The 24736-nt window shown below is 69.5% G+C and carries 22 protein-coding genes; 7 read left to right on the top strand and 15 right to left on the bottom strand.

Annotation, left to right across the window (positions count from 1 at the left end; translation table 11 throughout):
• Positions 1-141: 141 nt before the first annotated feature.
• The 4 genes from Aple_RS22470 to Aple_RS22455 all read right to left on the bottom strand — a co-directional run bounded on the left by Aple_RS22470 (position 142) and on the right by Aple_RS22455 (position 4729).
• Complete coding sequence (locus Aple_RS22470; protein WP_155346641.1) at positions 142-1296, bottom strand: exonuclease SbcCD subunit D; 1155 nt, start codon at positions 1294-1296, stop codon at positions 142-144.
• A gap of 156 nt (positions 1297-1452) precedes the next feature.
• Complete coding sequence (locus tag Aple_RS22465; protein WP_246264701.1) at positions 1453-3264, bottom strand: ATP-binding protein; 1812 nt, start codon at positions 3262-3264, stop codon at positions 1453-1455.
• 299 nt (positions 3265-3563) lie between these two features.
• Complete coding sequence (locus Aple_RS22460; protein ID WP_155346640.1) at positions 3564-4088, bottom strand: effector-associated constant component EACC1; 525 nt, start codon at positions 4086-4088, stop codon at positions 3564-3566.
• A 95-nt stretch (positions 4089-4183) separates the two neighbouring features.
• Positions 4184-4729: an HIT family protein gene (locus tag Aple_RS22455; protein WP_308805514.1), complete on the bottom strand. Its 546-nt coding sequence runs from the start codon at positions 4727-4729 to the stop codon at positions 4184-4186.
• A 393-nt stretch (positions 4730-5122) separates the two neighbouring features.
• On the opposite strand from Aple_RS22455, the gene iscB reads away from it, so the two are divergent.
• From iscB to Aple_RS22440, 3 genes are all read left to right on the top strand, one after another.
• A complete protein-coding gene (gene iscB, locus Aple_RS22450; protein ID WP_246264700.1) occupies positions 5123-6643 on the top strand; it encodes an RNA-guided endonuclease IscB in 1521 nt (506 codons plus the stop codon).
• Positions 6644-6670: 27 nt separating this feature from the next.
• Positions 6671-7174: an Asp23/Gls24 family envelope stress response protein gene (locus tag Aple_RS22445; protein WP_155346638.1), complete on the top strand. Its 504-nt coding sequence runs from the start codon at positions 6671-6673 to the stop codon at positions 7172-7174.
• 266 nt (positions 7175-7440) lie between these two features.
• Positions 7441-7767 (top strand): hypothetical protein, encoded by a 327-nt coding sequence (locus tag Aple_RS22440; RefSeq protein WP_155346637.1) that lies wholly within the window; start codon positions 7441-7443, stop codon positions 7765-7767.
• A 191-nt stretch (positions 7768-7958) separates the two neighbouring features.
• Here the strand turns inward: Aple_RS22440 and thrS are convergent, their stop codons facing one another.
• The 6 genes from thrS to Aple_RS22410 all read right to left on the bottom strand — a co-directional run bounded on the left by thrS (position 7959) and on the right by Aple_RS22410 (position 14906).
• Entirely contained in the window at positions 7959-9929 is a 1971-nt protein-coding gene (thrS, locus tag Aple_RS22435) for a threonine--tRNA ligase (RefSeq protein ID WP_155346636.1), read from the bottom strand.
• A 61-nt stretch (positions 9930-9990) separates the two neighbouring features.
• A complete protein-coding gene (locus Aple_RS22430) occupies positions 9991-10584 on the bottom strand; it encodes a glycoside hydrolase family 25 protein (protein WP_170321621.1) in 594 nt (197 codons plus the stop codon).
• 22 nt (positions 10585-10606) lie between these two features.
• A complete protein-coding gene (locus Aple_RS22425; RefSeq protein ID WP_155346634.1) occupies positions 10607-11746 on the bottom strand; it encodes a glycosyltransferase family 4 protein in 1140 nt (379 codons plus the stop codon).
• Positions 11743-12600 carry a sulfotransferase family protein gene (locus Aple_RS22420; RefSeq protein ID WP_155346633.1) on the bottom strand — a complete coding sequence of 286 codons (858 nt, stop codon included), beginning with the start codon at positions 12598-12600 and terminating at the stop codon, positions 11743-11745. Before Aple_RS22420 ends, Aple_RS22425 begins: the two co-directional genes overlap by 4 nt.
• 63 nt (positions 12601-12663) lie before the next feature.
• Positions 12664-13911: a BtrH N-terminal domain-containing protein gene (locus Aple_RS22415; protein WP_218038466.1), complete on the bottom strand. Its 1248-nt coding sequence runs from the start codon at positions 13909-13911 to the stop codon at positions 12664-12666.
• Between the two features lie 377 nt (positions 13912-14288).
• Complete coding sequence (locus Aple_RS22410; protein WP_218038474.1) at positions 14289-14906, bottom strand: hypothetical protein; 618 nt, start codon at positions 14904-14906, stop codon at positions 14289-14291.
• 26 nt (positions 14907-14932) lie between these two features.
• Between Aple_RS22410 and Aple_RS52160 the strand changes: the two genes are divergently transcribed.
• Together Aple_RS52160 and Aple_RS22405 are read left to right on the top strand one after the other, a co-directional pair.
• Positions 14933-15100, top strand: a complete 168-nt coding sequence (locus tag Aple_RS52160; protein WP_170321620.1) for a hypothetical protein — start codon at positions 14933-14935, stop codon at positions 15098-15100.
• Between the two features lie 154 nt (positions 15101-15254).
• The gene (locus Aple_RS22405) at positions 15255-16403 is read left to right on the top strand and encodes a glutathione-independent formaldehyde dehydrogenase (RefSeq protein ID WP_155346631.1); all 1149 of its coding nucleotides are present in this window, start codon (positions 15255-15257) and stop codon (positions 16401-16403) included.
• On the opposite strand, the gene Aple_RS22400 is transcribed toward Aple_RS22405, so the two are convergent.
• The 5 genes from Aple_RS22400 to Aple_RS22380 form a co-directional block, all read right to left on the bottom strand.
• Entirely contained in the window at positions 16400-17341 is a 942-nt protein-coding gene (locus Aple_RS22400) for a pirin family protein (protein ID WP_155346630.1), read from the bottom strand. The genes Aple_RS22405 and Aple_RS22400 overlap by 4 nt on opposite strands.
• Positions 17328-18176 (bottom strand): ATP-binding cassette domain-containing protein, encoded by an 849-nt coding sequence (locus Aple_RS22395; RefSeq protein WP_155346629.1) that lies wholly within the window; start codon positions 18174-18176, stop codon positions 17328-17330. The genes Aple_RS22400 and Aple_RS22395 overlap by 14 nt, the downstream gene beginning before the upstream one ends.
• Positions 18173-19246, bottom strand: a complete 1074-nt coding sequence (locus tag Aple_RS22390) for an ABC transporter permease (protein WP_246264699.1) — start codon at positions 19244-19246, stop codon at positions 18173-18175. The genes Aple_RS22395 and Aple_RS22390 overlap by 4 nt, the downstream gene beginning before the upstream one ends.
• A gap of 41 nt (positions 19247-19287) precedes the next feature.
• The gene (locus Aple_RS22385; RefSeq protein WP_155346628.1) at positions 19288-20274 is read right to left on the bottom strand and encodes a sugar ABC transporter substrate-binding protein; all 987 of its coding nucleotides are present in this window, start codon (positions 20272-20274) and stop codon (positions 19288-19290) included.
• 160 nt (positions 20275-20434) lie between these two features.
• The gene (locus Aple_RS22380) at positions 20435-21625 is read right to left on the bottom strand and encodes a hypothetical protein (protein WP_246264698.1); all 1191 of its coding nucleotides are present in this window, start codon (positions 21623-21625) and stop codon (positions 20435-20437) included.
• A 254-nt stretch (positions 21626-21879) separates the two neighbouring features.
• On the opposite strand from Aple_RS22380, the gene Aple_RS22375 reads away from it, so the two are divergent.
• Together Aple_RS22375 and Aple_RS22370 are read left to right on the top strand one after the other, a co-directional pair.
• Positions 21880-22482, top strand: a complete 603-nt coding sequence (locus tag Aple_RS22375; protein ID WP_170321619.1) for an RNA polymerase sigma factor — start codon at positions 21880-21882, stop codon at positions 22480-22482.
• A 41-nt stretch (positions 22483-22523) separates the two neighbouring features.
• On the top strand, positions 22524-24736 hold a 2213-nt coding region (locus Aple_RS22370; RefSeq protein WP_170321618.1), incomplete at its 3' end, for an AAA family ATPase.

The raw sequence follows: 24736 nt of genomic DNA, 5'->3' as shown, positions 1-24736 counted from the left end.
CGGGTCAACTCGTCGCACAACCGAATCGCAGACATCAGCTCGTCACCCCGTCCTGCGGCCGGACCGGGCTCATCAACGCATCGCGCAGCCGAATCGCGCGCATCAGCCTCGTCACCTCGTCGTGCGGACGGATCTGGCGTGTCAACTCGTCACCTCGTCGTGTAGACGGTCGAAGAGGGCGGCTACGCGGGGATCGTCGCGGCCGGTGGCGCCGAGATAGTCGCGGAACAGGTCCCGCGGGCCGCGCGAGGCCGGGCCCGTGTCGCTGTCGCGCCGCCTCGCCTGAGTGGGCCGGAACTGTTCGTGAAGGTCGACCTGGAGGGCGCCGGGCAGGAGTTCGCGGACAATGTCGGCCAGGCCGGGGCGGGGTTTCTCGGCCACGATCACGCGAAGCCAGGTCTCGGTCAGGTCGGGCGCCATCGCCTCCAGTTCGCCGAGGGTGCCGGTCACGGTGGCCAGGGCGCGAGCCGAAGTGATCGAGACCTCGCGGACCACGGCGGGGCTGCCGGGTTCGACCGTGACCAGGAGCGCGCCGGGGGTGTTGCGTTCCTCGCCGAAGTCGACGGCGATCGGGGAGCCGCTGTACCAGATCGGGCAGGGGCCCGGCATCTGCTGGCGACGGTGCAGGTGACCCAGTGCGGCGTACTGGGTGGTGGACGGGAACGCGGTGGCCTCGAAGTAGTAGGAGAAGATCGATTGGGCCTCGCGTTCGCCGCCGCCGAAGCGGCCGCCGGGCAGGGTGCCGTGGGTGGTCACCAGGTTGACGGTGTCGGCGGTGAAATCGGCCGTCATCGCGGCGGCGAGCTGCCCGAATCGTTCGGCGTAGTCGCGGTTGTGCTCGGCGGCGGTGCCGGTCAGCGCCTCGGCGGCGCGGATCACGTGCCGGTGGGACAGGAACGGCAACACCGCCAGCCGTACCGGCTCACCGGAACGGGCCGTGAAGGTGATCACTCCGCCCCGGTCCGGGCGCCGGAATGTGCCCAGCACCTGGATGCCCAGCGCCCCGAGCACCGGCCGGTACACATCCAGCAGGTACGGATTGTCGTGGTTGCCCGCCAGGACCACCACCTGGCGGCCGTCCTCGCGTAGCGCCATCAGCGCGGGCATGACCAGGGCCTGCGCCTCCGGCGTGGGCGCCGAGGTGTCGAACACGTCCCCCGCCACGATGACCGCGTCAACATCCTCAGAGCGTGCGATTCCTACCAGTTCGCGCAGCACCGCCCGATGTTCGTCCAGCCGCGCACGCCCTTTGAGCACCTTGCCCACGTGCCAGTCGGCGGTGTGAAGGATCTTCATCGGACTCCTCGTGCTGCGAACTGATCGGCTGGAAGGGAGAAGACGACTGTCCTCACCCGTGGTAGCGGGCTCAAAACTCCTTCGAACCTCTGTGTCGCGGTCTGGCATCGGGGTCGCGGGTCGGGTCGCCGCCCTGCCGCGCCGACGATGAACAGCCTAGAAAGGCGGGATGTCATCTTCAGGAGCTTCGGCGGTTAAGCCCGCGAACGGGTCGGACAAGGCCGGACGGGATGGGGTATTGCTCGTGGGTGGCGGGTTGCCCGCTTCGGCCGGGCGGGTGGCCCAGGCGGGGAACGGGAACGAGATGGCGAGCGGGACGGGGATCTCGGGCTGGGCGACGAACATCGTGCCGGGTTTGGCGATGGTGGCGCGTTCCCTGGCGGTGGGGGGCAGCCAGCCGTACTCGGCGCGGGCGGCTTCGGCGGGGTCGAGGCGGCCGGCGACGCGGACGGCGCAGTTGGCGACGATTCGGCGTTCCACCTCGGAGGCGGTCTGCTGGGCGCCGATCAGGATGACGCCGAGGGATCGGCCGCGTTCGGCGACGTCCAGGAGGATCTCCTTGATCGGGGAGTCGCCTTCGCGTGGCGCGTACTTGTTGAGCTCGTCTAGGACGACGAACAGGAGCGGGCGTGCCGAACCCGTGCTCTCCTTGCGGGCGAACTCGCCGCGCAGGACGACGCCGACCACGAAACGTTGCGCCCGTTCGGGGAGATTGTGCAGGTCGACGATGGAGACCTGGGCGTCGGAGGTGGCGATCGTGTGCGGCCGGCCGGGTGGCAGGTCGCCCCGGACGATCGGGGACAACGATCTGATGGAGGTTCTGAGCCGTCTCAGGAAGGCGTTGATCGTGCCCAGCGGCATCGGGGCGCCGGTCCAGGCGACGCGGGTGCCCTCGTCGGTGAGGCGGTCGTCGATGAAGTCCACCAGATCCTGGTAGGTCCGGCAGATCGGGCCGTCTTCGAACCTGATCGCTCCCGAGTCTCCGGCGGGCTGGGCGGCGGCGCGCAACCGGGCCGCCATCTGGCCGATGAGCAGGCTGTATTGCGCGCGCTCGTCGTCGGCGTCCGCGAAGACGAAGCGCAGCAGTTCCTGCTCGACGAAGTCGGCCAGCGTCCAGTAGAACGCGCTCACGCCGCGGGTGCGCGCCGACACGTGCGGGACCGCGTTGGGGTCTCCCGGCCGTGGCGGCGCGAAGACGTGCACGCTCCGGAAGGGTCGTGCGGGCAAGCCCAGTCGCCCGTACTGATCTCTGGCCACGTCGTCCAGCCGGGTGTTGTCGTAGTCGAGGAACAGCAGATCCTCGCCCTTGACCGAGAAGATCAGCGCCTTGGTGTTGGCGGCCTCCGCCCCGAGCATCCCCGAATTGAAAATCGAGTACAGCAAGAACGTGGCGAATGACGTCTTCGTCGCCACACCGGAAACGCCCGAGATCGACACGTGCGCCCCGCGGGTCCCGTCCAGGAAGTCGAAGTTCACGAACGCCGGAAGCCCGTCCCGCCCGAGACCCATCGGCACCCGGCGTTCCATGACGTCGAAGTACAGCGCCTGGTCCCGCTCGGCCCCCTGCGCCCGATATGCCAGCGCTCCCGGCAGCGGCGGCACGAACACCTCCGGCTCGATCCGCGTCACCTTGACCTCGGCCACCTCCACGACCGCCGCCGGAAGGCTGCCCTCCGCGATCAGGAAGACGTCCGAGTCGAAAGCGGCTCCCTCGTGCCGCGCCTCGACCTTGGTCACGATCCCCGCCACCAGCACCGGCCCGTATCCCGGCACATCCCGCCGGGTCACCACGACATCGTCGAGCTGCACCACCTTCCCCGGCGCCAGCCCCACCCAGAACGACAGCGGCGAAGCCGACTGCGTCCCCAGCACCCGCCCGACCACATCAGCGGACACATCACCGCCAACCCCCGCGCGAACATCCCCGTCCACGTCCGAGCCGACTCCGTTGGCGGCTTCAATGGTCACGCTTCCCCCTCCCGTCACGGCACGGCTCACCCGTCCGCCCAGCACGACCGCAGCGTAGCGCCCCCCACTGACGTTCTGGGGCCCTCCCCAGCCAGCGGTTATACCGAGTCAGACCGGCGGGCGCTAAGAGGGATCATGGTTCCCGGACAGGAAGACGATGCCGCAGCAATACAAGAGCCGCGACGACCACAGTCTGCACTCCGAGATTCACCGTTCGCGGGCGTCGTGCGACGGCGCGCGGAGCGCGGCCAGGCCGGAGTCACGGTAGGTGTCGGCGGCGACGATCAGGGCGTGGGAGCTCATTCTTCGATTTCTCGCTGCCTGGCGATCCACTCCTCGATCAATCGGCGCTGGTCCCGGCGGGACAGGCCGGTCGCGTCGATGACCTGGCCGTTCAGCTCAAGCTTGACGCTGCGCCCGCGTCCGCGGGTGATCCACGCGGCCAGGACGTCCAGCAGTCCCGCCACGCCGGCGGACCCGGCGACGCTGACCCATACCTCGCCGATGACGTCCATCACCGGTCCTTTGGCTCCGGGAGGAGGGGGCACCGTGGGCATCGGGACGGTCTCGAAATCCAGTTGGCGTAGTTCGTCACGGAGTCGCCTGGCAACGCTCGTGAGCTCCTCGGCGTCGCTGTCTGCCCCGAGATCGAGGCGAATCCCAACCATCGTCTCCGTCATGGAACAAAGGTGGACTAAAAGCCCCAGGCGCAGCAAGGCGTACGGCACGGAAAGCTTGGCGTTCGGGCGTACCGAATCGCCTTGCGAGGACAGATCCGGATTCACCAACACACGAAATACAAGGGCTTGCCGCTCGCCCGCCAAGACTTCGACTGTCCCAGTCAGAATTCGATCGACAAAGGCCCTGCCGGCGAACGTCCGACCCGCCCGGTGGGACTCGGCTGCGCCGAGTGCCGGGCTCAGGTGGGCCAGGCGTCGGCGAGGAGTTGGCGGGTGTCGCGGAGAAGTTGTGGGAGGACCTTGGTCTGGCCGATCACCGGCATGAAGTTGGTGTCGCCGCCCCAGCGCGGGACGATGTGCTGGTGCAGATGCGCGGCGATCCCGGCTCCGGCCACAAGTCCGAGGTTCATTCCCACGTTGAATCCTTGCGCGCCGCTGGCTTTCCGGAGTGCGCTTAAGGCACGCTTGGTGAAATCTCCTAGTTCGGCCACTTCGGCGTCGTCCAGGTCGGTGTAGTCCGCGACATGCCGGTACGGGCAAATCATCAAATGGCCGGAGTTATAGGGATAAAGGTTCATTAGCGCGTATACCACCGACCCGCGGGCGATGATCAAGCCGTCCGCGTCGTCATGCTTCGGGATCTCGCAGAACGGGCAACCGTCGTCGGCGCCGGTTCCGGACGGCTTGTTCTCGCCCTTGATGTACGCCATCCGGTGGGGGGTCCAGAGTCGTCCGAAAGCGTCAGGTACGCCCGCCCCCTCCGGCAGCCCCGGGTCATCTGTCATATCGGTCAGCATATGACCCGGCCGTACTCGGACGGGCGGCCCCCCAATGTCAGCGATCCGTGCCCGGTTGGGACAACGTTCACCGAAGAGTACGGACAGCCCTCTGGAACCTCGACCGGCACGTGCAGCCTATCGGCGGACAAAGCTCCTGATCTTCCGGCAGAATTCCAGCCTGACTCACGAGGAGATGATCCACGTCAACGACCCCGGCTTGAAGGCCGAAGCTTGAGATGCGGCTCTTGCTGTATCGACTGGCTCCACGTTGACCAGACCAGCCATCACCATTGGAGGTGCAGCCAGATGGCTTCGTTGAACACAAGATCGCAGACCCGCCAGTGGATGCTTCCTCAGTCCGCTGCTCTGGAATCCGCGCCCGCAGAAAACGCTCACGGGGTGAGCACGGAACGGGGCTCGGACGTCGCCGATTACTCGGTGGCACCTGGTGTTCAACACGGTCGAGGGGAGATCGGGCAGTCGGCACCGGCTGTTCGGCGTCACCCCAAGGCGGGTTCACCCGTCGCGGGAGATCGGGGCGGTAACGCCCCCGTGGTGTTCGTCCTGGACAAGCATGGAACACCAGTTCAGCCCACCAGCCCAGCCCGAGCCAGGCGACTCCTGGACTCCGGCCGGGCCGTGGTGGCCCGCCACACCCCGTTCGTGATCCGGCTCAAAGATCGCATCATCGCCGAATCCACTGTTCAAGGAGTGCAGGTGGGAATCGACCCCGGCTCCAAGCACACCGGGATCGCGGTGTTCACCGGCGATGGCGCCACCCGTACCGGGAAGTACAGCGTCCGGCTTGATCACCGGGGCGGACTGATCCGCGACAGACTGGCCTCTCGTGCGAACTACCGGCGTCGGCGGCGCAGCGCGAACCTGCGTTACCGCGCCCCGCGTTTCGCCAACCGCGCCAAGCCGAAGGGGTGGCTCGCCCCGTCGCTGCGGCACCGGGTCGACACCACCATGTCGTGGGTGTCCCGCCTGACCCGGTGGGCTCCGGTCCGCGTGATCCATTTCGAACGGGTGTCCTTCGACACCCACGCCCTGAGCGCGGGCAGGCCGTTGGATGGCGTGGAATATCAGCAGGGCACTCTGGCGGGCTATGAGGTCCGCCAATACCTGCTGGAGAAATGGGGTCGCGCCTGCGTGTACTGCGGGAGGGAGAACCTGCCGCTGCAGGTCGACCATCTCCACCCCCGCGTCCGTGGCGGTTCCGATTGGGTCAGTAATCTCACGTTGGCGTGCCGACGGTGCAACCGGGCCAAGAACGCCACTCCGGTGGAGGAGTTCCTGCAAGACAGACCCGCGCTCCTGGCTCGGGTCGTGAAGAAAGCCAAGCTCCCGCTTCGCGATGCGGCAGCGGTCAACGCGACCCGCTGGGCGTTGTGGCGGGCGTTGGAGGCGACCGGGCTGCCCGTGGTCACCGGTTCGGGCGGGCGCACCAAATGGAACCGCTCCCGCACCGGCGCGCCGAAATCCCACACTCTGGACGCACTCCACGTCGGCGAACTCGACACCGTGACCGGCTGGCCCTCACAGGTCCTCCTGGTCAAGGCCACCGGGCGCGGCAGGTACTGCCGGACCCGCACCGACGCCTACGGCTTCCCCCGCCTACGACTGCCCAGGATCAAACAGGTTCGCGGCTTCGTCACCGGTGACCTGGTCCGGGCCAACGTACCGAAAGGCAAGAACGCCGGGGTCCACACGGGCCGGGTCGCGGTTCGCTCCACTGGCCGCTTCAACATCACCACCGTTCACGGCACCGTGCAGGGCATCAATCACCGCCACGTCCGACTGCTCCAACGAGCGGACGGCTACGGCTACACCACGACCAAGGAGAGCACCGTTGAAACCAGCTCAGGGTACGCGCGGGCCTCAGATGGTCTTCCCACTCCCGCTGCCGCCGCAGCGTGAACGCCAGAGTATCCACGGGAGAATTTGATGACCGAAATCGTGTCCTACGAGGAGACCGCCGGATCCGTCATCGACGAACCGGCCGAGGAAGCGCCAGCCGCCGAGGAAGCGCCAGCCGCCGAGGGAGCCGCGCACGTCGACGCCATCTCGGTGTCCGGGCTCAAGGGGAAGATCACCGTCGCGGACGAGGTGGTGGAGAAGGTCACCGCTCTGGCCGCCCTCCAGGTCCCGGGCGTGGCCGATCTGGGCGGCGACTTCGAGCGCGCCTTCGAATCGGTCCGCGACCGCATCGGCTTCGGCTCCAAGCGCGCCAACCAGGGCGTCAAGGCCGAAATCCAGGACGGCCTGGTCGCCATCGACATCACGATCGTGATCATCTACGGTCATGTGGTCATGGAGGTGGCCGCCGAAGTCCAGTCGAACGTGGCGACGTCGGTTGCCCAGATGCTCGGCATGGAGGTCGTCGAGGTCAACGTCACCGTCGACGACGTGCGCCTCCCCGGCGAGGAAACCGAACCCGAGCCCGCCTGATCTCACAAGAAGGTACGGCTCCTGGCTGATCGGGAGCCGTACCTTACCGAGCACGCCGATCTGGGGAAACGCGTCACCCAGCGTTATCGCGAACGCCGGATTCATCCCCGACTGTCCCGACCGAAACCGAGTCTGCGCCCCGATCACCTGCTGCGACTTGGGGTGACCTGCTATCGTTTGTCACGATAAGTAGCGGGAATGCTACATTCCGAAGTTTTGGGGGTGTGCAAGGTGTGCGCTCCAGCGGGGAAACAGGGGATGTCGCAATGACAATGCAGGACGAGCAGACGAAGATCATCCAGGGTGATGGGGCGGCCACGAGTGGCCGAGTTCTCATATTTCTTACTCCCAGGCTGTCCCGTCAGGACGCCTTCGCCCAGATCAAAAACTATCCGGCTTTGCCGATGAATCTCACTGACGCGTGGATTTCGTCGATCATCTCGTCGAACTGGCTTAACGGGCCGTTCTGGTTCTACTCCTACAACTCCAACACCTACAACAACGCGGCTCTCGTGCTGCACCCCACCGGCCTTATCACCGCCATCCCCGACAACGTGGACGCCCTGTGCGGGTTCATGGGGTACCTGGAGTAGCGGCTCCTGTCTGAGGTGCCCGGGCGGCGATGTGGTTGTCCGGGCAGGCTGGATTACTTCCCCTCGGGCTCCGCCCGTGCCCGCCGACGCGGTGGCTTCCCGGATATCCGAGAAGCCCTGTTCGACCAGAAGTCCGTCCGAAAAGCCGGACCGACTGAACACCACGCCGGAAGCCGTACCCGACCGAACCCCTAAACCAGGCGGCGTTCCACCGTGTCGACGATTTCCGCGATCGCGTCCTCGATGGGGACGCCGTTCTTCTGCTCGCCGCTGCGGTACCGGAACGAAACCGCCCCGGCGGCGATGTCCTCATCCCCCGCCAGCAGCATGTAAGGCACCTTCGACTTCTGCGCGTTGCGGATCTTCTTCTGCATGCGGTCCGCGGAAGCGTCCACCTCGACCCGGATGCCCTTCGCCTTCAACCGCTCCGCCACCTCCAGCAGATACGGCGCGTGCGCGTCCGCGATCGGAATCCCGATCACCTGCACCGGCGCGAGCCAAGCCGGGAAAGCCCCCGCGTAATGCTCGGTCAACACCCCAAAGAACCGCTCGATCGACCCGAACAACGCGCGGTGGATCATGACCGGCCGCTGCCGGGTCCCGTCCGCGGCGGAATACTCCAGGTCGAACCTCTCCGGCAGGTTGAAGTCGAGCTGGATGGTCGACATCTGCCAGGTCCGCCCGATCGCGTCCCGCGCCTGCACGGAGATCTTCGGCCCGTAGAAGGCCGCGCCACCGGGATCGAGCACAAGCTCCAGCTTCTCGGATTCTGCGACCTCGCGAAGCGTCTCCGTGGCCTCCGCCCAATCCTCATCAGTCCCGACGAACTTGACCGGATCCTTGGTCGAAAGCTCCAGGTAGAAGTCGTTAAGACCATAATCACGCAGCAGATCGAGCACGAAACGCAGCAGCGACTTCAGCTCGTCGCGCATCTGGTCACGCGTGCAGTAGATGTGCGCGTCGTCCTGCGTGAGCCCCCGCACCCGGGTCAGCCCGTGCACCACCCCGGACTTCTCATACCGATACACGGTCCCGAACTCGAACGTCCGCAACGGCAGTTCCCGATAGGACCGCCCGCGCGCCCGGAAGATCAGGTTGTGCATCGGGCAGTTCATCGGCTTGAGGTAGTACTTGGCGCCTTCGAGCTCCATGGGCGGGAACATCCCGTCCGCGTACCACTCCAGATGCCCAGAAGTCTTGTACAGATTGTCCTTCGTGATATGCGGCGTATTGACGAACGAGTACCCCGCCTCCTCGTGCTTGCGCCGCGAGTAATCCTCCATAACCCGCCGGATCGTCCCCCCCTTCGGGTGAAAGACCGGCAGCCCAGACCCCAACTCATCAGGGAAGGAGAACAGATCCAGCTCCGCCCCCAGCTTGCGGTGATCCCGCTTCTCCGCCTCAGCCAGGAACTCCAGGTATTCGTCCTGCTTCTCGCGCGACTCCCACGCCGTCCCGTAGATCCGCTGCAACTGCGGGTTCTTCTCACTCCCCCGCCAGTACGCACCCCCCGACCGCATCAACTTGAACGCCGGAATCACCCGGGTCGTCGGCAGATGCGGCCCCCGGCAGAGATCCTTCCAGCACAGCTCCCCGGTCTTGGCGTCCAGGTTGTCGTAGATGGTCAGCTCCCCGCCGCCCACCTCGACATTCGCCCCGTCCTCCCCGGACGCGCCACCCTTCAGCCCGATCAGCTCAAGCTTGTACGGCTCCGCCGCCAGCTCCTCCCGCGCCGCCGCGTCCGACACCGGCCGCCGCGCGAAACGCTGCCCCTGCTTGACGATCTCCCGCATGCGCTTCTCGACGCGCTTGAGATCATCCGGCGTGAACGGCTCCTTGACGTCGAAGTCGTAGTAGAACCCGTTCTCCACGGGCGGCCCGATCCCCAGCTTCGCCTCGGGAAAGAGCTCCTGCACGGCCTGCGCCATCACGTGCGCGGTGGAGTGCCGCAGGATCGCCCGCCCGTCGGCGCTGTCGATGGCGACCGGCTCGACGTCGTCCCCGTCGGCGACGACGGCCGCGAGGTCCTTCAGCTCGCCCCCGGCCCGCGCGGCGATCACCGTTCGCCCGTCGGCTTCGAGCAGCTCGCCATACGTCGTCCCCGCCGCCACCGCACGCTCGGCTCCGGCGAGGGTGAGGTGAATTTCGAGGGCGGCAGACACGATGACTCCTTCACGAGCTGAACACGATGAGAACATGCCGACTCTACCGGGCTCGGCGCACCTATTTCGCTCGCTTGTCGGGCGCGCCCAGGGCCAGCAGCTCGGCCAGCGTGCCGGCGAAGACGTCGAGGTCGATCGGGCTGCCCGCGTACTGGTGAATCGTCCAGGAGTCCCAGGGCGGCGGCACCACCGGACGCCCCATCGGGTGGCCTGGCGCGGTGATCCAGAGCGGGTACGTCTCCAGGCCCTCGCAGTGGCCCGCCATGGCGAAGTGGGCGTGCGTCCAGACCAGCGGGCGCAGGCCGCAGCGCCGGGCCACCTCGGCGCACCATCGGCGGCCGAACGCGGCGACCTGCTCGGCGGGGAGCGCGCCGTCGCGGGTGAACTCGACGGCGGCCAGGTCGCCGGGCGCGAGCCGTACCGTGTCCAGGAAGTGCCTGGCCTGGGCGAGCGGGTCGCCGTGCGGGTGGGCGACGTGGTAGGCGCCGCGGACCAGGCCGCTGCGGCCCATCGCGGCCCAGTTCTCGGCGAAGCGCGAGTCCACGACGCCGTCGCCCTCGGTCGCCCGCGCGAACGCGAATCCCATGTCGGTCTCGGCGTGCGCGGACCAGTCGACGGCGCCTTGCCAGTCCGAGACATCGATGCCCTGGATCACCGGTATGAGGGTAATGACCGCGCTAACGCGCCGCGAGCAGTTCGGTGAAGAGCTGCTCCCACCGCGGCATCACCGCCTCGGGCGAGTACATCCTGGCCGTCTCCAGGGCCGCCGCGCCGAGGCGTTCCCGCAGCTCGGCGTCGTCGGCGAGGCGGGCGATGGCGCGGGCCAGGCCGTCCACGTCCTCGGGCGGCACGAGCAGGCCGTTGACGCCGTCCACGATCACGTCGCCGGGCCCGGTCGGGCAGTCGAATCCGGCCACGGCGAGGCCGTGCGCCATGGCTTCGAGCATGACCATGGGCAGGCCCTCGAACCGGGAGCTGAGCGCGAAGACGGAGGCGTTGGCCAGCTCCTCGTCGAGCCGGGTGGTCCGGCCGCGCAGCCGTACCTGGCCGGGGATCTTGACCATGCGCCGGAGTTCCTGGAGTTTCTGGCCCTCGCCGTAGATGTCCAGGCGCCAGTCGGGGTGGCCCGGGGCGATCTGCTCAAAGGCGGGGATCAGCAGGTCGAAGCCCTTCTGCACGCGCAGCCGCCCGGCCGCGATCACCGTGGGGGCGGTGAGAGCGGAGCGCCTGCGGCCGGCTCCGGAGACCGCGTTGGGGATGTGCGCGGTCCGCACGCCGGGCGCGAGCCGCTGGTAGTCGCCCTGGTCGGTGCGGGTGAGCACGGCCACCATCCGCAGCCGCGGATACCAGCGGGCGATGGACTTGCGGACGGCTTCGTGGTGGGTGCGCAGGTTCATGTGCTCCTGCCCCACGGTGACCAGTCCGCGTGGCGCGTGCCGCGCCGCCATCAGGTTGAGGGCGGGCCTGGTGGTGACCAGCACGCCGCCGTCCAGGCCGGCGATGTACGCGGTGACCGCGCGTTCCACGTGCGGGGTGAAGTAGCGGGCGGCGAACTCCCCGAACGGGACGGCCTTGCCGCGCACCCGCCGCATCACCCGATCGCGGAAGGTGACCTCGGTGCGTCCGGCGCGCTCGTCCACCAGGGCGCTGAGCGTCACCCGGTGATCGATCCTGAACTGGGGCTCGTCGCGGCGGCGGACGACGCTGACCAGCTCGACGTCGTGCCCGAGCGCGGCCATGGCGTTGGCCTGCCCGATCACCGTCCTGATCGTCCCGCCCATCCCGTACGCGTGCAGCAGCAGGTAACGGATCTTCACGGGGTCACGTACCCCCAGCGCTCGCACATCGGGCGGAGCAGGTCGGGTATCTCGTCGGCGCCGGGCAGCTCCCGCCCGGCCTGGACCTCGCCGGAGCGGATCTTGTCCTTCCAGTCGCCGAGGCCCTTGGTGAGCACGCTCTGCTCGCCGTAGCGCAGCATCCCCGGCTCGTACGGAATGGCGAGATACTCGCAGATCTTCCGGACCTCGGCCTCGGGATCGGCGGTGAGATCCTCGTACCGCACGGTGAGACCGGTCAGCCCCTTGCGGGCCCGCTGCACCGCCTTCATGTAGCGCAGCGCGTCCTGCGCGGCCTCCTCCGGCGTACGTTTGGCCGGGTCGGCCTCATGCCAGGAGCGGGCGATCGAGACCGGATGCCGGAGCAGGAAGACATACCGGGCGTCCGGCCAGCAGGTCGAGATGCGCTCCCAGGCGAACGCGTTCGCGGGCGTCTTGTCGACGATGTGGCTCTTGCCGCTTCTGAGCAGTTCGCGGTGGAGGACCCGGTCCCACAGGAGGTGTTCGAGGTCGGCCTGGTTGTGGCCGAGCGCGTGCATGGCGCGTTCCGCGAGGGTGGTGCCGAAGTCCACCTTGAGGCGGCGGATGTGCAGCTCGTGCGGCGCGTGCAGCAGCGAGTGCGCGTTGAGCAGCGCGCGGAGCAGCGTGGACCCGGACCGGACCGGCGACATCACGAACACGGGCGCGCGGAGCAGCCGGTCGGTCCTGGGGTCGGCGGGGGGCCGGACCTCGACGGGCTCGGGAGCCTTGCCGGGCTCGGTTTCCCCGCCGACCTTGGCGATATGGAACCCGGTGAACTCCCCCAGCGCGGAGTTCACCTTCTGTTTCCAGTTCATGCAGGGGGACCCTAGGTGGTTATCCTGAGAATTCCCTGGGTCAATGCCCGCGATCAGGTGCCTTTATGCTGTGATCACGCTTCGGAGTCGCGCGATCGCGGCGGTTTCGGCCTCGAAGATGTTGGCCAGCCGTTCACTCAGGTCGGCGAACCTGTCGAGATCCACGACCGCCTTGTCGGCCGCCGCCCGGAGTTCCCAGAGCTCGCGCGAGGCGTCCGGGGAGGCGGCCCCCTCGGCGATGAGCGATTCCCGGATCTCCGCGGTCAGCTCGCGCAGCCGGCCGTACTCGGAATCGGGCAGGGCCGCCTCGGCGAGCCCGTGCCAGAGCCCGTGAATGCGCCGGAACTCCGTCGCCAGTTCGCCCAGCGGAAACCCAAGGATCGCGGCGGCCTCGTCCAGGCCGTCGGCGAACAGGTCGCGCAGGTTGCCGCCATCCTGTCCGACCGGCTCGATCCCCTCCCAGGTGGAGAGCATCGCCCCGGCCAGCCCGCGCCCGTCCGCGAACACCTTCGGCCAGCCTTTGGCGGCCTTGCCGTCCAGGATGGTACGGCTCCACTTGCGCCAGGCGGGCAGCGAGAACGAGTCGGAGGGCAGCGACAGGTGCTCGGCGCAGTCCCTGAGCCCGTCCCGCACCGCCTCGGGCAGCGTGAGCTCCCCCGGATACGGCACTACCAGCATGTTCTTGTACGAGCCGACTCTGGCCCTGGCCGCGTCCACCTTCTCCTGGGGCACGCGCAGCGGCGCGAGGTTGCGGTCGTCCAGGAAGACGCCGGTCTCGTCCCGCCGGTAGGCGATCACCGGATGGCCGCCGTAGCCGTCCAGCGAGGCGGGCGCGTTCCAGTAGCCGATCTGATACCGATCCGGCATGATCACGCACGCGCGGCCCGCGTCGAGTTCGGCCGTCAGCCGCTGCGAGGCGGCCTTCGCGCCGCCGGTGGTGTGCGCGTCGTGCTTGACGCCCAGCCGGGTGAGCGTCTTCTCCAGCCAGCGCTGCGGATACTGCCACTGGTTGCGGAAGCCGAGCGTGACGTGACGGCTGTCGTCGTGCTTGAACTCCCACAGGATGTAGCCGGCGCCGAGTCCGCCCCCGGCCACGAACACCAGCGGTTCGCTGACCTCGGCTCCGCCGTTGCGGAGGATGTTGGTGATCGCGGCGCTGTCGGGGTGCCGTCCCCCGTTCAACCGCCAGCCGCCGTCGACGGCGGGGCCGTCCTGGGCGCCGACCAGGTGCCGCCTGGCCGTGGTGTAGCTCTCGCCGGTTTTCGCCATCCGGGCCCGGATGCGGGCCTTGAGCTGCTTCTTGTCGGTCATCGCATGACTCCGCTCGCGGCACGCGCCGAACCCGGCCCACGCCCGCTATCCGGCTTGCCGCAAGGTCATGATGTCCGAGACCGCGTCTCCCGAGGCGCGTCGAGTCCCCTTTGCCTCCGCGTTCGGCGAGCCGCGTGGGTGCCCGCTGAGGAGGTTCGGCGCGAGAGTTCGCCGTCCCTCAGTGTAGGGGCACCCAAATCCCCGTGCCTACTGTCCCAGTAGGTCAATGGCAATCAGATAGGCCAACCCACCTATCATGGCCAGGATCATCAAGACCCCAATAAGCCGAGCCACGAACGCCCCCTAACTTGACCGGATATATACCTGTATACCCGACAAATCAGACAAAAGGGGCAGCGAACTGTAAAGTTCTGTGGTCAGGTTTTGGGGATCTGTACCGAAATCTCCCCGCCAAGGTGGAATCCGGTGGCCAGATCGAGGTCGTCGCCGCTCCAGAACCTGCCCGGGTCGTACCAGTTCGGCTTACGGCGGTCGGTCAGCAGCCCCATCTCCTCGTACGTCACCGCGACCACCTCCGCGCAGTACGCGCTCTCCAGCGCCATCTCGCGCGAACGCCGGGACGGCAGCCGCCCCCGGATCCACCGCCCCGCCAGCCGCGCCGTCGACGGGAACGGCGTCCCGTCCAGCCGGGCCACCGTCCGCAGCGCGGCGTCCTCCATCTCCCGCGTCGCCGGCGGTTCGAGCTGGCGCAACCAGCCGCGCTGGCCGTACCTGTTGGCCCAGACCAGCACCGCCTCGCGCAGGTCGTGCAGCTGCACGCCGCGCTGCCGGGTCCCCGACCACACGTCCGGGAGCGAGCGCCCCAGCTCCGCGTGCCACATCAGCGGCGGCAGGTCCTCGATCACCACCGACATGCCGACGTGGTTGACCGGACTGTTGGTCGTCATCTGAATGGCCCGGTCAGGCACGGAACGCCCCCGGAACACCCACACGTCCCCGGTCCTGGTCAGATTCAGGGCTTCGTCAAGACTGATCCCGCTCACACCGCTACCCTAAGCACATGCGCTGGTGGAAGATACTCGGCTTGGCCGCCTTCGCGGGCGTCGCCGCGACCGGAGTCGTCATCGCCCGAGGCGAGCGCCGCCGTCGTGCGTACACCCCCGACGAGATCCGCGCCAAACTCCGCGAACGCCACAGCGAGTCCCCCAGCGAGTCATCGCCTGAGTGACGTCCAACTCAGTGACGTCCAACGAAGGCGTTACCGAATTTGACCAGACATAGGGCATTCGTCCGGTTTTGGCGGGGAGTGGCTACTACGGAGGAAAAACCGGTTCATTCCGGATACGTACTCCTCCTCACCGCCGAAACACGGGGGACTGATCATGCAAGCACTGGTGTACAACGGCGCGCGTGATGTCGTCGTGACAGAGGTGCCCGACGCCCGGATCGAACGGCCGACGGACGTCCTGGTACGGATCACCACGACCGGCGTCTGCGGTTCCGACCTGCACATGTACGAAGGCCGCACGACCATGGAACCGGGCCGGGTGCTCGGCCACGAGAACCTCGGCGAGGTGGTCGAGATCGGCTCCGCCGTGGACCGGATCAGGGTGGGCGACATGGTCTGCCTGCCGTTCAACGTCGCCTGCGGCCACTGCAAGAACTGCGAGGCCGGGCTCACCGGCTTCTGCCTCACCCTCAACCCCGGAACCGCCGGAGCCGCGTACGGCTTCGCCGGCATGGGCCCGTTCAACGGCGGCCAGGCCGAACTCCTGCGCGTGCCGTACGGCGACTTCAACTGCCTGCGGCTGCCGGGCGACGCGAAGGAGAAGGAGAACGACTACGTGATGTTGTCGGACATCTTCCCGACCGGCTGGCACTGCACGGAACTGGCCGGACTGCGGCCCGGCGAGTCGGCCGTCGTGTACGGCGCGGGCCCGGTCGGCCTGATGTGCGCCTACTCGGCGTTGATCAAGGGCGCGAGCAAGGTCATGGTCGTCGACCGCCATCCCGACCGGCTGCGCCTGGCCGAGCAGATCGGCGCCATCCCGATCGACGACGCCAAGGGCTCGCCGGTGGAGCAGATCCTGGGCCTGACCGCCGGTGAGGGCGCCGACCGGGGCTGCGAGTGCGTCGGCTACCAGGCGCACGACCCCCAGGGCCGGGAACATCCCAACATGACCATGAACAACCTGGTCAGGTCGGTCCGCCCGACCGGCGGCATCGGCGTGATCGGCGTCTTCCTGCCGCAGGACCCGGGCGCGCCGGACGACAGCACCAGAAGGGGCGAGATCCCCTTCGACATGGGCCTGTTCTGGTTCAAGGGCCTGAAGATGGGCACCGGCCAGGCGAACGTCAAGGCCTACAACCGGCGGCTGCGCAACCTCATCCACACCGGCCGGGCCACACCGTCGTTCGTCATCTCGCACGAGCTGCCGCTGGAGCAGGCCCCGGAGGGCTACCGCCACTTCGACGCCCGCGACGAGGGCTGGACCAAGGTCGTCCTGCACCCGGACGGCCGGCACCGCTAATGTTCGCGCCCGCGTGGGCGCAGGGTGGCGCCGGGCAGGGCCGGGGCGCGCAGTCGCGGGCCGTCGAAGCCCGTGACCTCGCCGAAGCCCCGGCCCGCCTCCCAGTCCTCGCGGAACCTGGCGATGTCCTCATGGCTGCGGCCGACGAAGTTCCACCACATCACGATCTCCTCCTCGAACGGCTCGCCGCCGAGGAGCAGCAGGCGGGACGGCCGCAGCGCCCGGATGGAGAGCTCCTCCCGGCCCGCGCCCAGGTAGAGCAGGGGCCCGGGTTCCAGGGTGCCGCCCTCGATCTCGGCGGCTCCGGACAGGGTGATCACGGCGTGCTCGAAGTCGGCGCGCAGCGGGATGCTCAGGGACGAGGTCACCGTGATCTCCGCGCCCACCAGCGGTGTGTACGTCGTCGCGGGCGAGGTCATGCCCGCCAGCTGACCCATGATCACCGTTATCTCGGCCCCGTCCGGCCAGGTCAGGAGGGGCAGCGCCGCGTGATGCTCGAAATGCGGGGCGATGTCCCGGTCGGTCCCCGGGAGCGCCACCCACAGCTGCGCGCCGTGGATCCGGCCGTACGCGGATTCCTCCGAGTGCGCGATCCCGCGCCCCGAGGTCATCAGGTTCAGCTGGCCGGGCTTGATCAGCTGCTCGCTGCCCACCGAGTCGCGGTGCAGGACCTCGCCCTCGACCAGCCAGCTCACCGTCTGCAGCCCGGTGTGCGGATGCGGCGGCACCCGCATGTCCGCCTCCTCCGGCCCGTACGCGTCCAGGAAGCACCAGGCCCCGACCATGCGCCGCCCCCGGCTCGGCAGCGTCCGGGTGACCCGCAGCCCCCGTGGCCCGCCGAGCACCACGTCCCGGCCGGTCAGCAGCTCGAACGTCGGCCCTGGTGCCCCGTGCGTGCCGCAGACGGCCTCCCGGGGGTCTGGCTCAAGGTTGCTCATCCTCCGACTTTACGGGGGCCGCTAGGGTGGCGACCTCCTCCTCGATGCGCGCCGCGACGTCACCGTAGGCGGCGAGTTCGTGGCCGAGCTGCTCCAGCTCGGCGCCGCCGGCCATCAGCTGGGTGAGTTCGGCCACGGTGATGTCGTCCTTGCCGTACTCGCCGAGGCCGCGGCCGCGTTTGAGGAGCAGGAACCGATCGCCGACCGGGTAGGCGTGGTGCGGGTTGTGGGTGATGAAGATGACGCCGAGGCCGCGCTGCCGGGCCTGCATGATGTAGCGCAGCACCACCCCGGCCTGCTTGACCCCCAGCGCCGAGGTCGGCTCGTCCAGGATCAGGACCCGCGCGCCGAAGTGCACGGCCCGCGCGATGGCGACCGACTGGCGCTCGCCGCCCGACAGGGTGCCGACCGGCTGCTCGGGATCGCGGATGTCGATGCCCATGTCCAGGAGCTCGCGCCGGGTGGTCTCCTTGGCGCGGGCGATGTCGAGGCGCCGCAGCGGCCCCCAGCCCTTGGTGGGCTCCGCGCCGAGGAAGAAGTTCCGCCAGACCGGCATCAGCGGGACCATCGCCAGGTCCTGGTAGACGGTCGCGATCCCCCGGTCCAGCGCCTCGCGCGGGCTGTCGAGGCGGACCGGCGACCCGTCGATGAGGTACTCGCCGCTGTCATGCCGATGCGCGCCCGAAAGAATCTTGATAAATGTGGATTTGCCCGCGCCGTTGTCGCCCAGCACGCACGTCACCGTGCCCCCGCTGACCTGGGTGGAGACATCCGCGAGGGCGACGACGGACCCGAACTGCTTGCCGATGCCGCGAACCTCGAGCAAGGGACTCATTTCCCGGCCTCCTCCGCGTACCGGCGGACGAACTGGTTGGTGAGCACGGCCAGCAGCAACATCGCCCCCAGGAAGAACTTGAACCAGTCGGCGTCCCACCCGACGTACACGATGCCCTGGGAGACCATGCCGAAGATGAGCGCGCCGAGGGTGGCGCCGGCGGCGGAGCCGTACCCGCCGGTGAGCAGGCAGCCGCCGATGACGGCGGCGACGATGTAGATGAGCTCCTGGCCGATGCCGGAGTTGGCCTGGATGGAGGTGAGCCGCAGGATCGTCATCGTGCCGACCAGCCAGGCGGCCACGGCGGTGGTCACGAACAGGGTGATCTTCGTGCGGACCACGGGCACGCCCACGTTGCGGGCCGCCCGGACGTCGCCGCCGACGCTGAACACCCAGTTGCCGAAGGCGGTGCGGCGCAGCACGTACACGGCCAGGGCGGTCAGGCAGAGCCACCACAGGATCGAGACCCGGAAGGCGCCGCCGAACAGCGACACGGTGGACGCGAACACCATGGAGGCGCTGTGGTAGCCGGGCACGTCGGCGAGGCCGCGGATCAGGACCGTGCCGGTGATCAGCTTGGTGACCCCCAGGTTGAGGCCCTGCAGCATGAGGAAGCTCCCCAGCGTGATGATGAAACTGGGCAGGCCGGTCCGCATCACCAGATAGCCGTTGAGGAAGCCGACCGCCACCGCGAACACCAGCGACACGGCTATCGCGAGCCAGACGTTCCACCCGAGCCGCGTCGCCACCAGGCCGGTGACGATCGCGGTCGAACCGGTCATGACCCCCGTCGACAGGTCGAACTCGCCGCCGATCATCAGCAGGGCCACGGCGACGGCCATGATCCCCAGGGTGGAGGCCGGGTCCAGCCAGTTGGCGATCCCCGCCGGGCTCCGGAACACCTCCGACAGCGTGCCGAAGAAGGCGAACACGACGAGCGCGCCGACCAGCGCCCCGATCTCCGGCCGGGCCAGCACCTGGCGCGCCCGCCGGCGCTCCGGCGCGGCCACGCGCCGCACCGGAGCCTCCTGCCGCTCAGCCGGGCCGCCGTCCCCTTGGGTAAGAGTCACCGGGTGCCGGTCATCCGAGCCGCGTTCTCCTTGGCCGACCGTCACCGGGTGCCCTTGCCGGTGAGCTCGGCCACCTGGGCCGCGTTCTCCTTGGTCACGAACCCGGGCCCGGTCAGCACGGGGTGCCCGCCCCCGGCCACGTTGAGGTTGGTCTTGTAGAGGTTGAGCAGCACGATCGGCAGGTATCCCTGCAGGTACTGCTGCTGGTCGATGGCGAACAGGATCTCCCCCGCCTGCACCGACTTGATGACGTCGGCGTTGAGGTCGAAGGTGGCGACCTTGGCGGCCGAGCCCGCGCCCTTGACCGCGCCCACGGCGGCGGCGCCGACGGCCGGGTTCAGCGCCAGCACGCCGTTGACCGAGGGGTCGGCCTGCAGCTTGGACTGGATGGTGGACTGCGCCTCCTGCAGGTTGTTGATGTCCACCTGGAGGTTCTCCACCGAGCCGCCGAGCGTCTCCCCCGCACCCTTGCACCGCTGCTCAAGACCGACATTTCCCGCTTCGTGCACGACGCAGACGAGCTTGCCGACCCCCGCTTCCTTGAGCTTGGCGCCCGCGCCCTGCCCAGCCACCAGCTCGTCCTGCCCGACATGGGTGATCGCGCCGAACTCGACGGACTTGTCCTGCCCGGAGTTGATGGTGATCACCGGAATCCCGGCCTGCACGGCCCCCTCGATGGAGGCGCGCAGCGCGTCCGGGTTGGCCATCGAGACCACGATGCCGTTGACCTTCTTGTTCACCGCGGCGTCGATCAGCTGGGACTGCCGCTGCGGGTCGCCGTCGCCCTCGTAGGTGACGGTCACGCCGAGGTCGGTCCCGGCGGTCTCGGCCCCGTTCTTGACCACGTCCCAGAACGCGTCACCGACCCCGCCGTGGGTGACGACGGCGTAGGTGGCGGCACCGGCGGCCGGCGCGGCGGCGGTGGGGGCGGCAGGGGCGGTGGTCGCGGACCCGGACGGGCTCGCGGGGCTCGTGCAGGCGGCGACGGCCAGCACGCAGGCGAGCACCAACGGCTTCGGACGGAACATGGGGGTCTCCCTTCACCGGCTCAAATCCCCGATGTGATAGATGTTCTTGCCTTCCCCGAAGCCAGACATGTCAGGACTTTGTAATGACATACATTCGTTACGGAATACGAAACAGCCCCTGACGCCAGCGCGTCAGGGGCTGTTTCCGGAGCGGAGCGGGTCAGCTCACGGCGGCTCCGTTGACCGACAGGATGCGGTCCGACGGCGGGACCGCCGGGAAGGACCCGGTGTCCACGATGCCGTGCTCGAGGTAGGCGGCCTCGATCAGGGCGTGCGCGTTGGCCTCCAGCTTCCACAGCGACCGGTACTCGCGGGCGGTGTCCACCGGGATCCCGGTCTCGCGCGCGATGTCGGCCGCCCGCGGCACCCACTTGTTCTCGATCTGCGCGTCCCAGTACGCCCGCGCCGTGCGGATCATGGTCGCCCGCTGCATGGTGTCCACCGGCGTCTCCTGCCGGGACTCGCGGCGCTCGTCCTCGTCGTCGGGCGCCATCAGGGCCAGCATCGGCGGCGGCGCCTCCGGCTCCCACGGCACCGGCGGGTGCAGGTCGATGAGGGCGGTGGTGTTGTAGAGGGCGCCGATCTGGGACAGCAGCGCCTCCTGGCGGGCCTGGTCGATGGCCAGCCCGGTGTGCTCCACCGCCTGGTCCATGGCCCGGTCCAGCTTGGTGAGGGCCGCCCGCATGCGGCGGTCGGAGGCGCCGGCGGCGCGCAGCGCCCGGGCCCGCTTGGCGGCCAGCGCCACCCGGGTCAGGCGGCGGTGCGCGTCGACCTCGGAGGCGGTGCGGTCGCTGGCCTCGGCCAGGCCGAGCCGGACCATGACCCGCTCCGGGGTGAGGCGCCAGTGGATACGGGAGCTCCCGGTGAGGCGCACCCGTTCGATGGCCATGCCGCGCTCCCAGAGCCAGGCGGCGACCAGCGGCGCGGCCAGCCGGAACAGGGCCTCGGGCAGGCTGCGCGCGTCCATGCTGGACAGCACGGCGGAAAGCCCGGTCAGCGCCCACACGGCGATGCCGTCGATGCCGGCGGAGTAGTTCTCGCGCATGTTGCGGCGCGCCCGCACGGCGCTGGTGATGACCGCGACCTCGATGAACGCGAACAGCAGCAGCCGGAGCGGTCCATCGAAGCCCAGCACGTCGCCGGAGAAGCGCCACATGCCCTGGGCGGACACGCCGGTGGCGATGCTGGCGGCGACGATGGTGAGGATGTCCTCGGCCGGGCGGACGGCCACGTAGTCACGGATGAACCGGGAGCAGGCCCGGTAGAGGGCGCGCAGCGCGAACAGGGCGATGAATATGGCGACCAGTGCGAATACGCCGAGGATGGCCGCTCCGACGGGATTGGCAGACACGAAGGCGGTGAGTTGATCTAAAGGTGGCATCAGTCCGTCATTCCTCGATGTCCGACGGGATATCGACGCGATCATTCCAGAATGTCGACGAAACCGCGCGCGAAACTCCCGGGACACGTGGGAATTCAGAGGTTCCGGCCCGCAAGCCGGGGTTCCAGCTATGCGGGGCGAGCCGCGCTAATCGGGTTTCCCCTGGGCCGAATCGATGCTAGATCTCGTCTTGTGCTGCTGCCGCCCCCCGAAGGAGCACCGAATTGGACGCCACCGTTCCGAATGACCCAGGCGACCCCGCCGACCTGGTCAAAGGAGCGGCGTGCGGGGACACGTCCTCGTGGAACGTTCTGGTGGCGCGATTCAGCGGCCTCATCTGGGCGGTCACCGGGGGTTTCGGCCTGGCCCATGACGACCGCTCCGACGTCTGCCAGACCACCTGGCTGAAGCTGGCCGAGCAACTCGACCGGATCGAGCATCCGGAGCGCATCGGCGGCTGGCTGGCCACCACCGCCAGGCGGGAGGCGATCCGGCTGGCCAGGGCCAGGCAGCGGGTCACCCCCACGGCCGACGCGTTCGTCTTCGACCTGCGTCCCGACGAGCGCTCCCCCGAACGCGCGCTCCTGGAGGCCGAGCAGGGGGTCCTGGACGCGGCCCGGATGCGGCGGCTGCTGCGCGCCTTCGAGCAGCTGTCGGTGCGCTGCCGCCGCCTGCTGCGGGTGCAGCTGGCCAGCCCGCCGCCCAGCTACGCCGAGGTGGCCGCCGGTCTGGACATGCCGATCGGCAGCATCGGCCCGACCCGGGCCAGGTGCCTGAAGACGCTGCGTGCCAAGCTGGGGCCGGACAGTGATGAAGAGCAAGCCTGAATCCCATGTATCAGGGGGCTTCCGCTGCGCTCCTACAGAGTGTGACGATCCTCGCTGACCTGAGGGAAACCCTCGTCGGGCGCGCCGCGGAGCGGGCCGCGCTGGCGGCCCAGCTCGATCTCGCCCGTTCGGGCAGCCCGCGCCTGGTCCTCGTCGAGGGCCCGTGCGGGATGGGCAAGACCGCGCTGGTGCGGTGCGCGCTCGCCGAGGCCCCCGACTTCCGCGTGCTCCCGGCCAGTGGTGAGGAGATGGAGACCGCCCTGCCGTACGGGGTGGTCGGGCAGCTGCTCGCGCTGGCCGGGCGGTCGGGTCCAGGGCCGGACGGTGGCCCGGTCCTGGTCGGCGGGGTGCTGCTCGAGCTCCTCGGCGAGCTGCAGGAGCACGGCCCGGTGGCGATCGTGGTCGACGACGCGCACTGGGCCGACGCCGCGTCGCTGCACGCGCTCACCTTCGCGCTGCGCCGCCTGCGCGCCGACCGGGTGCTGGTGGTCGTGGTCACCCGCGACCAGTCCGACGCCCGCCTGCCCGAGGGCCTGCGCCGCCTGCTGGCCGACGCCGTACGGCTCTCGCTGACCGGCCTGAGCGTGGCCGAGCTGGGCGACCTGGCCGGGCGCAGCGGGCTGACGCTGGGCGCCGCCGCGCTGGCCCGGCTGCGCTCGCACACCGGCGGCAATCCGTTCTACGCCGGGGCGCTGCTCCGGCAGGCCCCGGCCGAGGTGCTGGCCGATCCGCTGGGCTGGCTGCCCGCCCCCCGGCCGTACGCGGGCGACGTGGCCGACCGGCTGGCCCGGCTCGGCGGCGAGACCCGCGCCCTGGTGGAGGCGGCCGGCGTGCTTGGCGAGTCGTGCCCGCTCTGGCAGGCCGAGCGGCTGGCCGGGGTCGCGGACGGGATCACGCTGCTGGACGAGGCCGTCGACCTGGACCTGCTGGCGCACCGGTTCGCCGCCGGGGAGCTGGTGGTGGCGTTCCCGCACCCGCTCACCCGGGCGGCCGTCTACCAGGGCCTGCGCCCGCGGGACCGGACCCGGCTGCACCGGGACGCGGCCAAGCTGGTGGCCGACGGGGCGACCCGGCTGCGGCACCGCATGCGGGCGGTGCTGCGGGCCGACGACGGCCTGGCGGCCGAGATGGCGGAAATGGCGCGGGAGCAGGCGACGGACGGGCTGTGGGAGAGCGCCGCCGACCATCTGGCCTGCGCGGCGCAGCTGTCCACCTCGCGCCGGGAGCGGGCGCTGTGCCACGCGGAGGCGGTGCACGCGCTGCTCCAGTCGGGCCAGGTGGAGCGGGCGTCGGAGATCGCGGCGGGGCCGATCGCGCTGCCGGCCGCGCGGGCGTTCGTGTCGGGGGCGCTGGAGCAGGTCACCGGGGACACTGGGCGGGCGCTGACGCTGCTGGAGGCCGCATGGCGGCACTGCGTGCCGGCCGAGGAGCCCGTCCTGGCCCGGCGGATCGCGAGTTCGCTGTCGCTGCTGCACCTGGTGCACGATCAGGCTCAGTCGGCGCTGACCTGGTCGCGGCGGGCGCTGGCCTTCTCGGCTCCCGGCGCCGACCTGCTGCGCTATTTCCACGCGGTCAGCGCGTTCCTGGCCGGGCAGAGCGAGGATCTGGGCGAGCTGCCGGATCCGGCGATCGCGACCGGCGAGGAGCGGGACAGGCTGATCGCCAGGGGCGCGATCAGGACCTGGTGCGGCGACCTGGCGGGCGCGCACGCCGACCTGGCCGGGGTGGCGGCCGGGGCGGGGCCGACCGACGTGCCGGCGCGGCTGCTGGTCACCGCGCTGCTGGCGCAGGTGGAGGTGCGGCTCGGGCGGTGGGACGACGCGCTCGCGCACGGCACGCTGGTGGTGTCGCTGGAGGAGGACTGCGGGCAGTACTGGCTGACGCCGTATGTGAACGCGCTGCTGGTGTGGCCGCTGGCGGCGCGCGGCGAGTTCGAGCGGGCGGAGGCCCGGTTGCGGGACGTCAGGACGCCGAGCGTGGCGGCGGGCGGGTATCTGGCGACCGCGGCGGCGTTCCTGGCCGCCGCGCGGGGGGATCCGGAGGGGGTGATCTCCGTGCTGTGGCCGCTGACGCGGATCAGGCACGCGTCGGGGATCTCCGAGCCGGGGGTGCTGCCGTGGCCGGATCTGCTGGTGGAGGCGCTGGTGGCGGTGGGGCGGCTGGCGGAGGCTCAGGCCGTACACGATCGGTACGCGGAACGGGCGGCGGCGCGGCAGCGGCGGCCGGCGGCACAGGCGCTGGCGCGGGCGCGGGC

This window comes from Acrocarpospora pleiomorpha (assembly GCF_009687885.1).
GTDB lineage: Bacteria > Actinomycetota > Actinomycetes > Streptosporangiales > Streptosporangiaceae > Acrocarpospora > Acrocarpospora pleiomorpha.
The sequence above is the reverse complement of the archived record's forward strand: the minus strand, read 5'-3'. Positions and strand labels throughout refer to the sequence as shown.

What these genes read in the sequence shown, in the direction of transcription:
- Aple_RS22470 (WP_155346641.1), bottom strand. Translation starts at nt 1,296, where the DNA reads ATGAAGATCCTTCACACCGCCGACTGGCACGTGGGCAAGGTGCTCAAA.
- Aple_RS22455 (WP_308805514.1), bottom strand. Translation starts at nt 4,729, where the DNA reads ATGACAGATGACCCGGGGCTGCCGGAGGGGGCGGGCGTACCTGACGCT.
- Aple_RS22445 (WP_155346638.1), top strand. Translation starts at nt 6,671, where the DNA reads ATGACCGAAATCGTGTCCTACGAGGAGACCGCCGGATCCGTCATCGAC.
- Aple_RS22440 (WP_155346637.1), top strand. Translation starts at nt 7,441, where the DNA reads ATGACAATGCAGGACGAGCAGACGAAGATCATCCAGGGTGATGGGGCG.
- Aple_RS22420 (WP_155346633.1), bottom strand. Translation starts at nt 12,600, where the DNA reads ATGAACTGGAAACAGAAGGTGAACTCCGCGCTGGGGGAGTTCACCGGG.
- Aple_RS22415 (WP_218038466.1), bottom strand. Translation starts at nt 13,911, where the DNA reads ATGACCGACAAGAAGCAGCTCAAGGCCCGCATCCGGGCCCGGATGGCG.
- Aple_RS52160 (WP_170321620.1), top strand. Translation starts at nt 14,933, where the DNA reads ATGCGCTGGTGGAAGATACTCGGCTTGGCCGCCTTCGCGGGCGTCGCC.
- Aple_RS22405 (WP_155346631.1), top strand. Translation starts at nt 15,255, where the DNA reads ATGCAAGCACTGGTGTACAACGGCGCGCGTGATGTCGTCGTGACAGAG.
- Aple_RS22400 (WP_155346630.1), bottom strand. Translation starts at nt 17,341, where the DNA reads ATGAGCAACCTTGAGCCAGACCCCCGGGAGGCCGTCTGCGGCACGCAC.
- Aple_RS22395 (WP_155346629.1), bottom strand. Translation starts at nt 18,176, where the DNA reads ATGAGTCCCTTGCTCGAGGTTCGCGGCATCGGCAAGCAGTTCGGGTCC.
- Aple_RS22385 (WP_155346628.1), bottom strand. Translation starts at nt 20,274, where the DNA reads ATGTTCCGTCCGAAGCCGTTGGTGCTCGCCTGCGTGCTGGCCGTCGCC.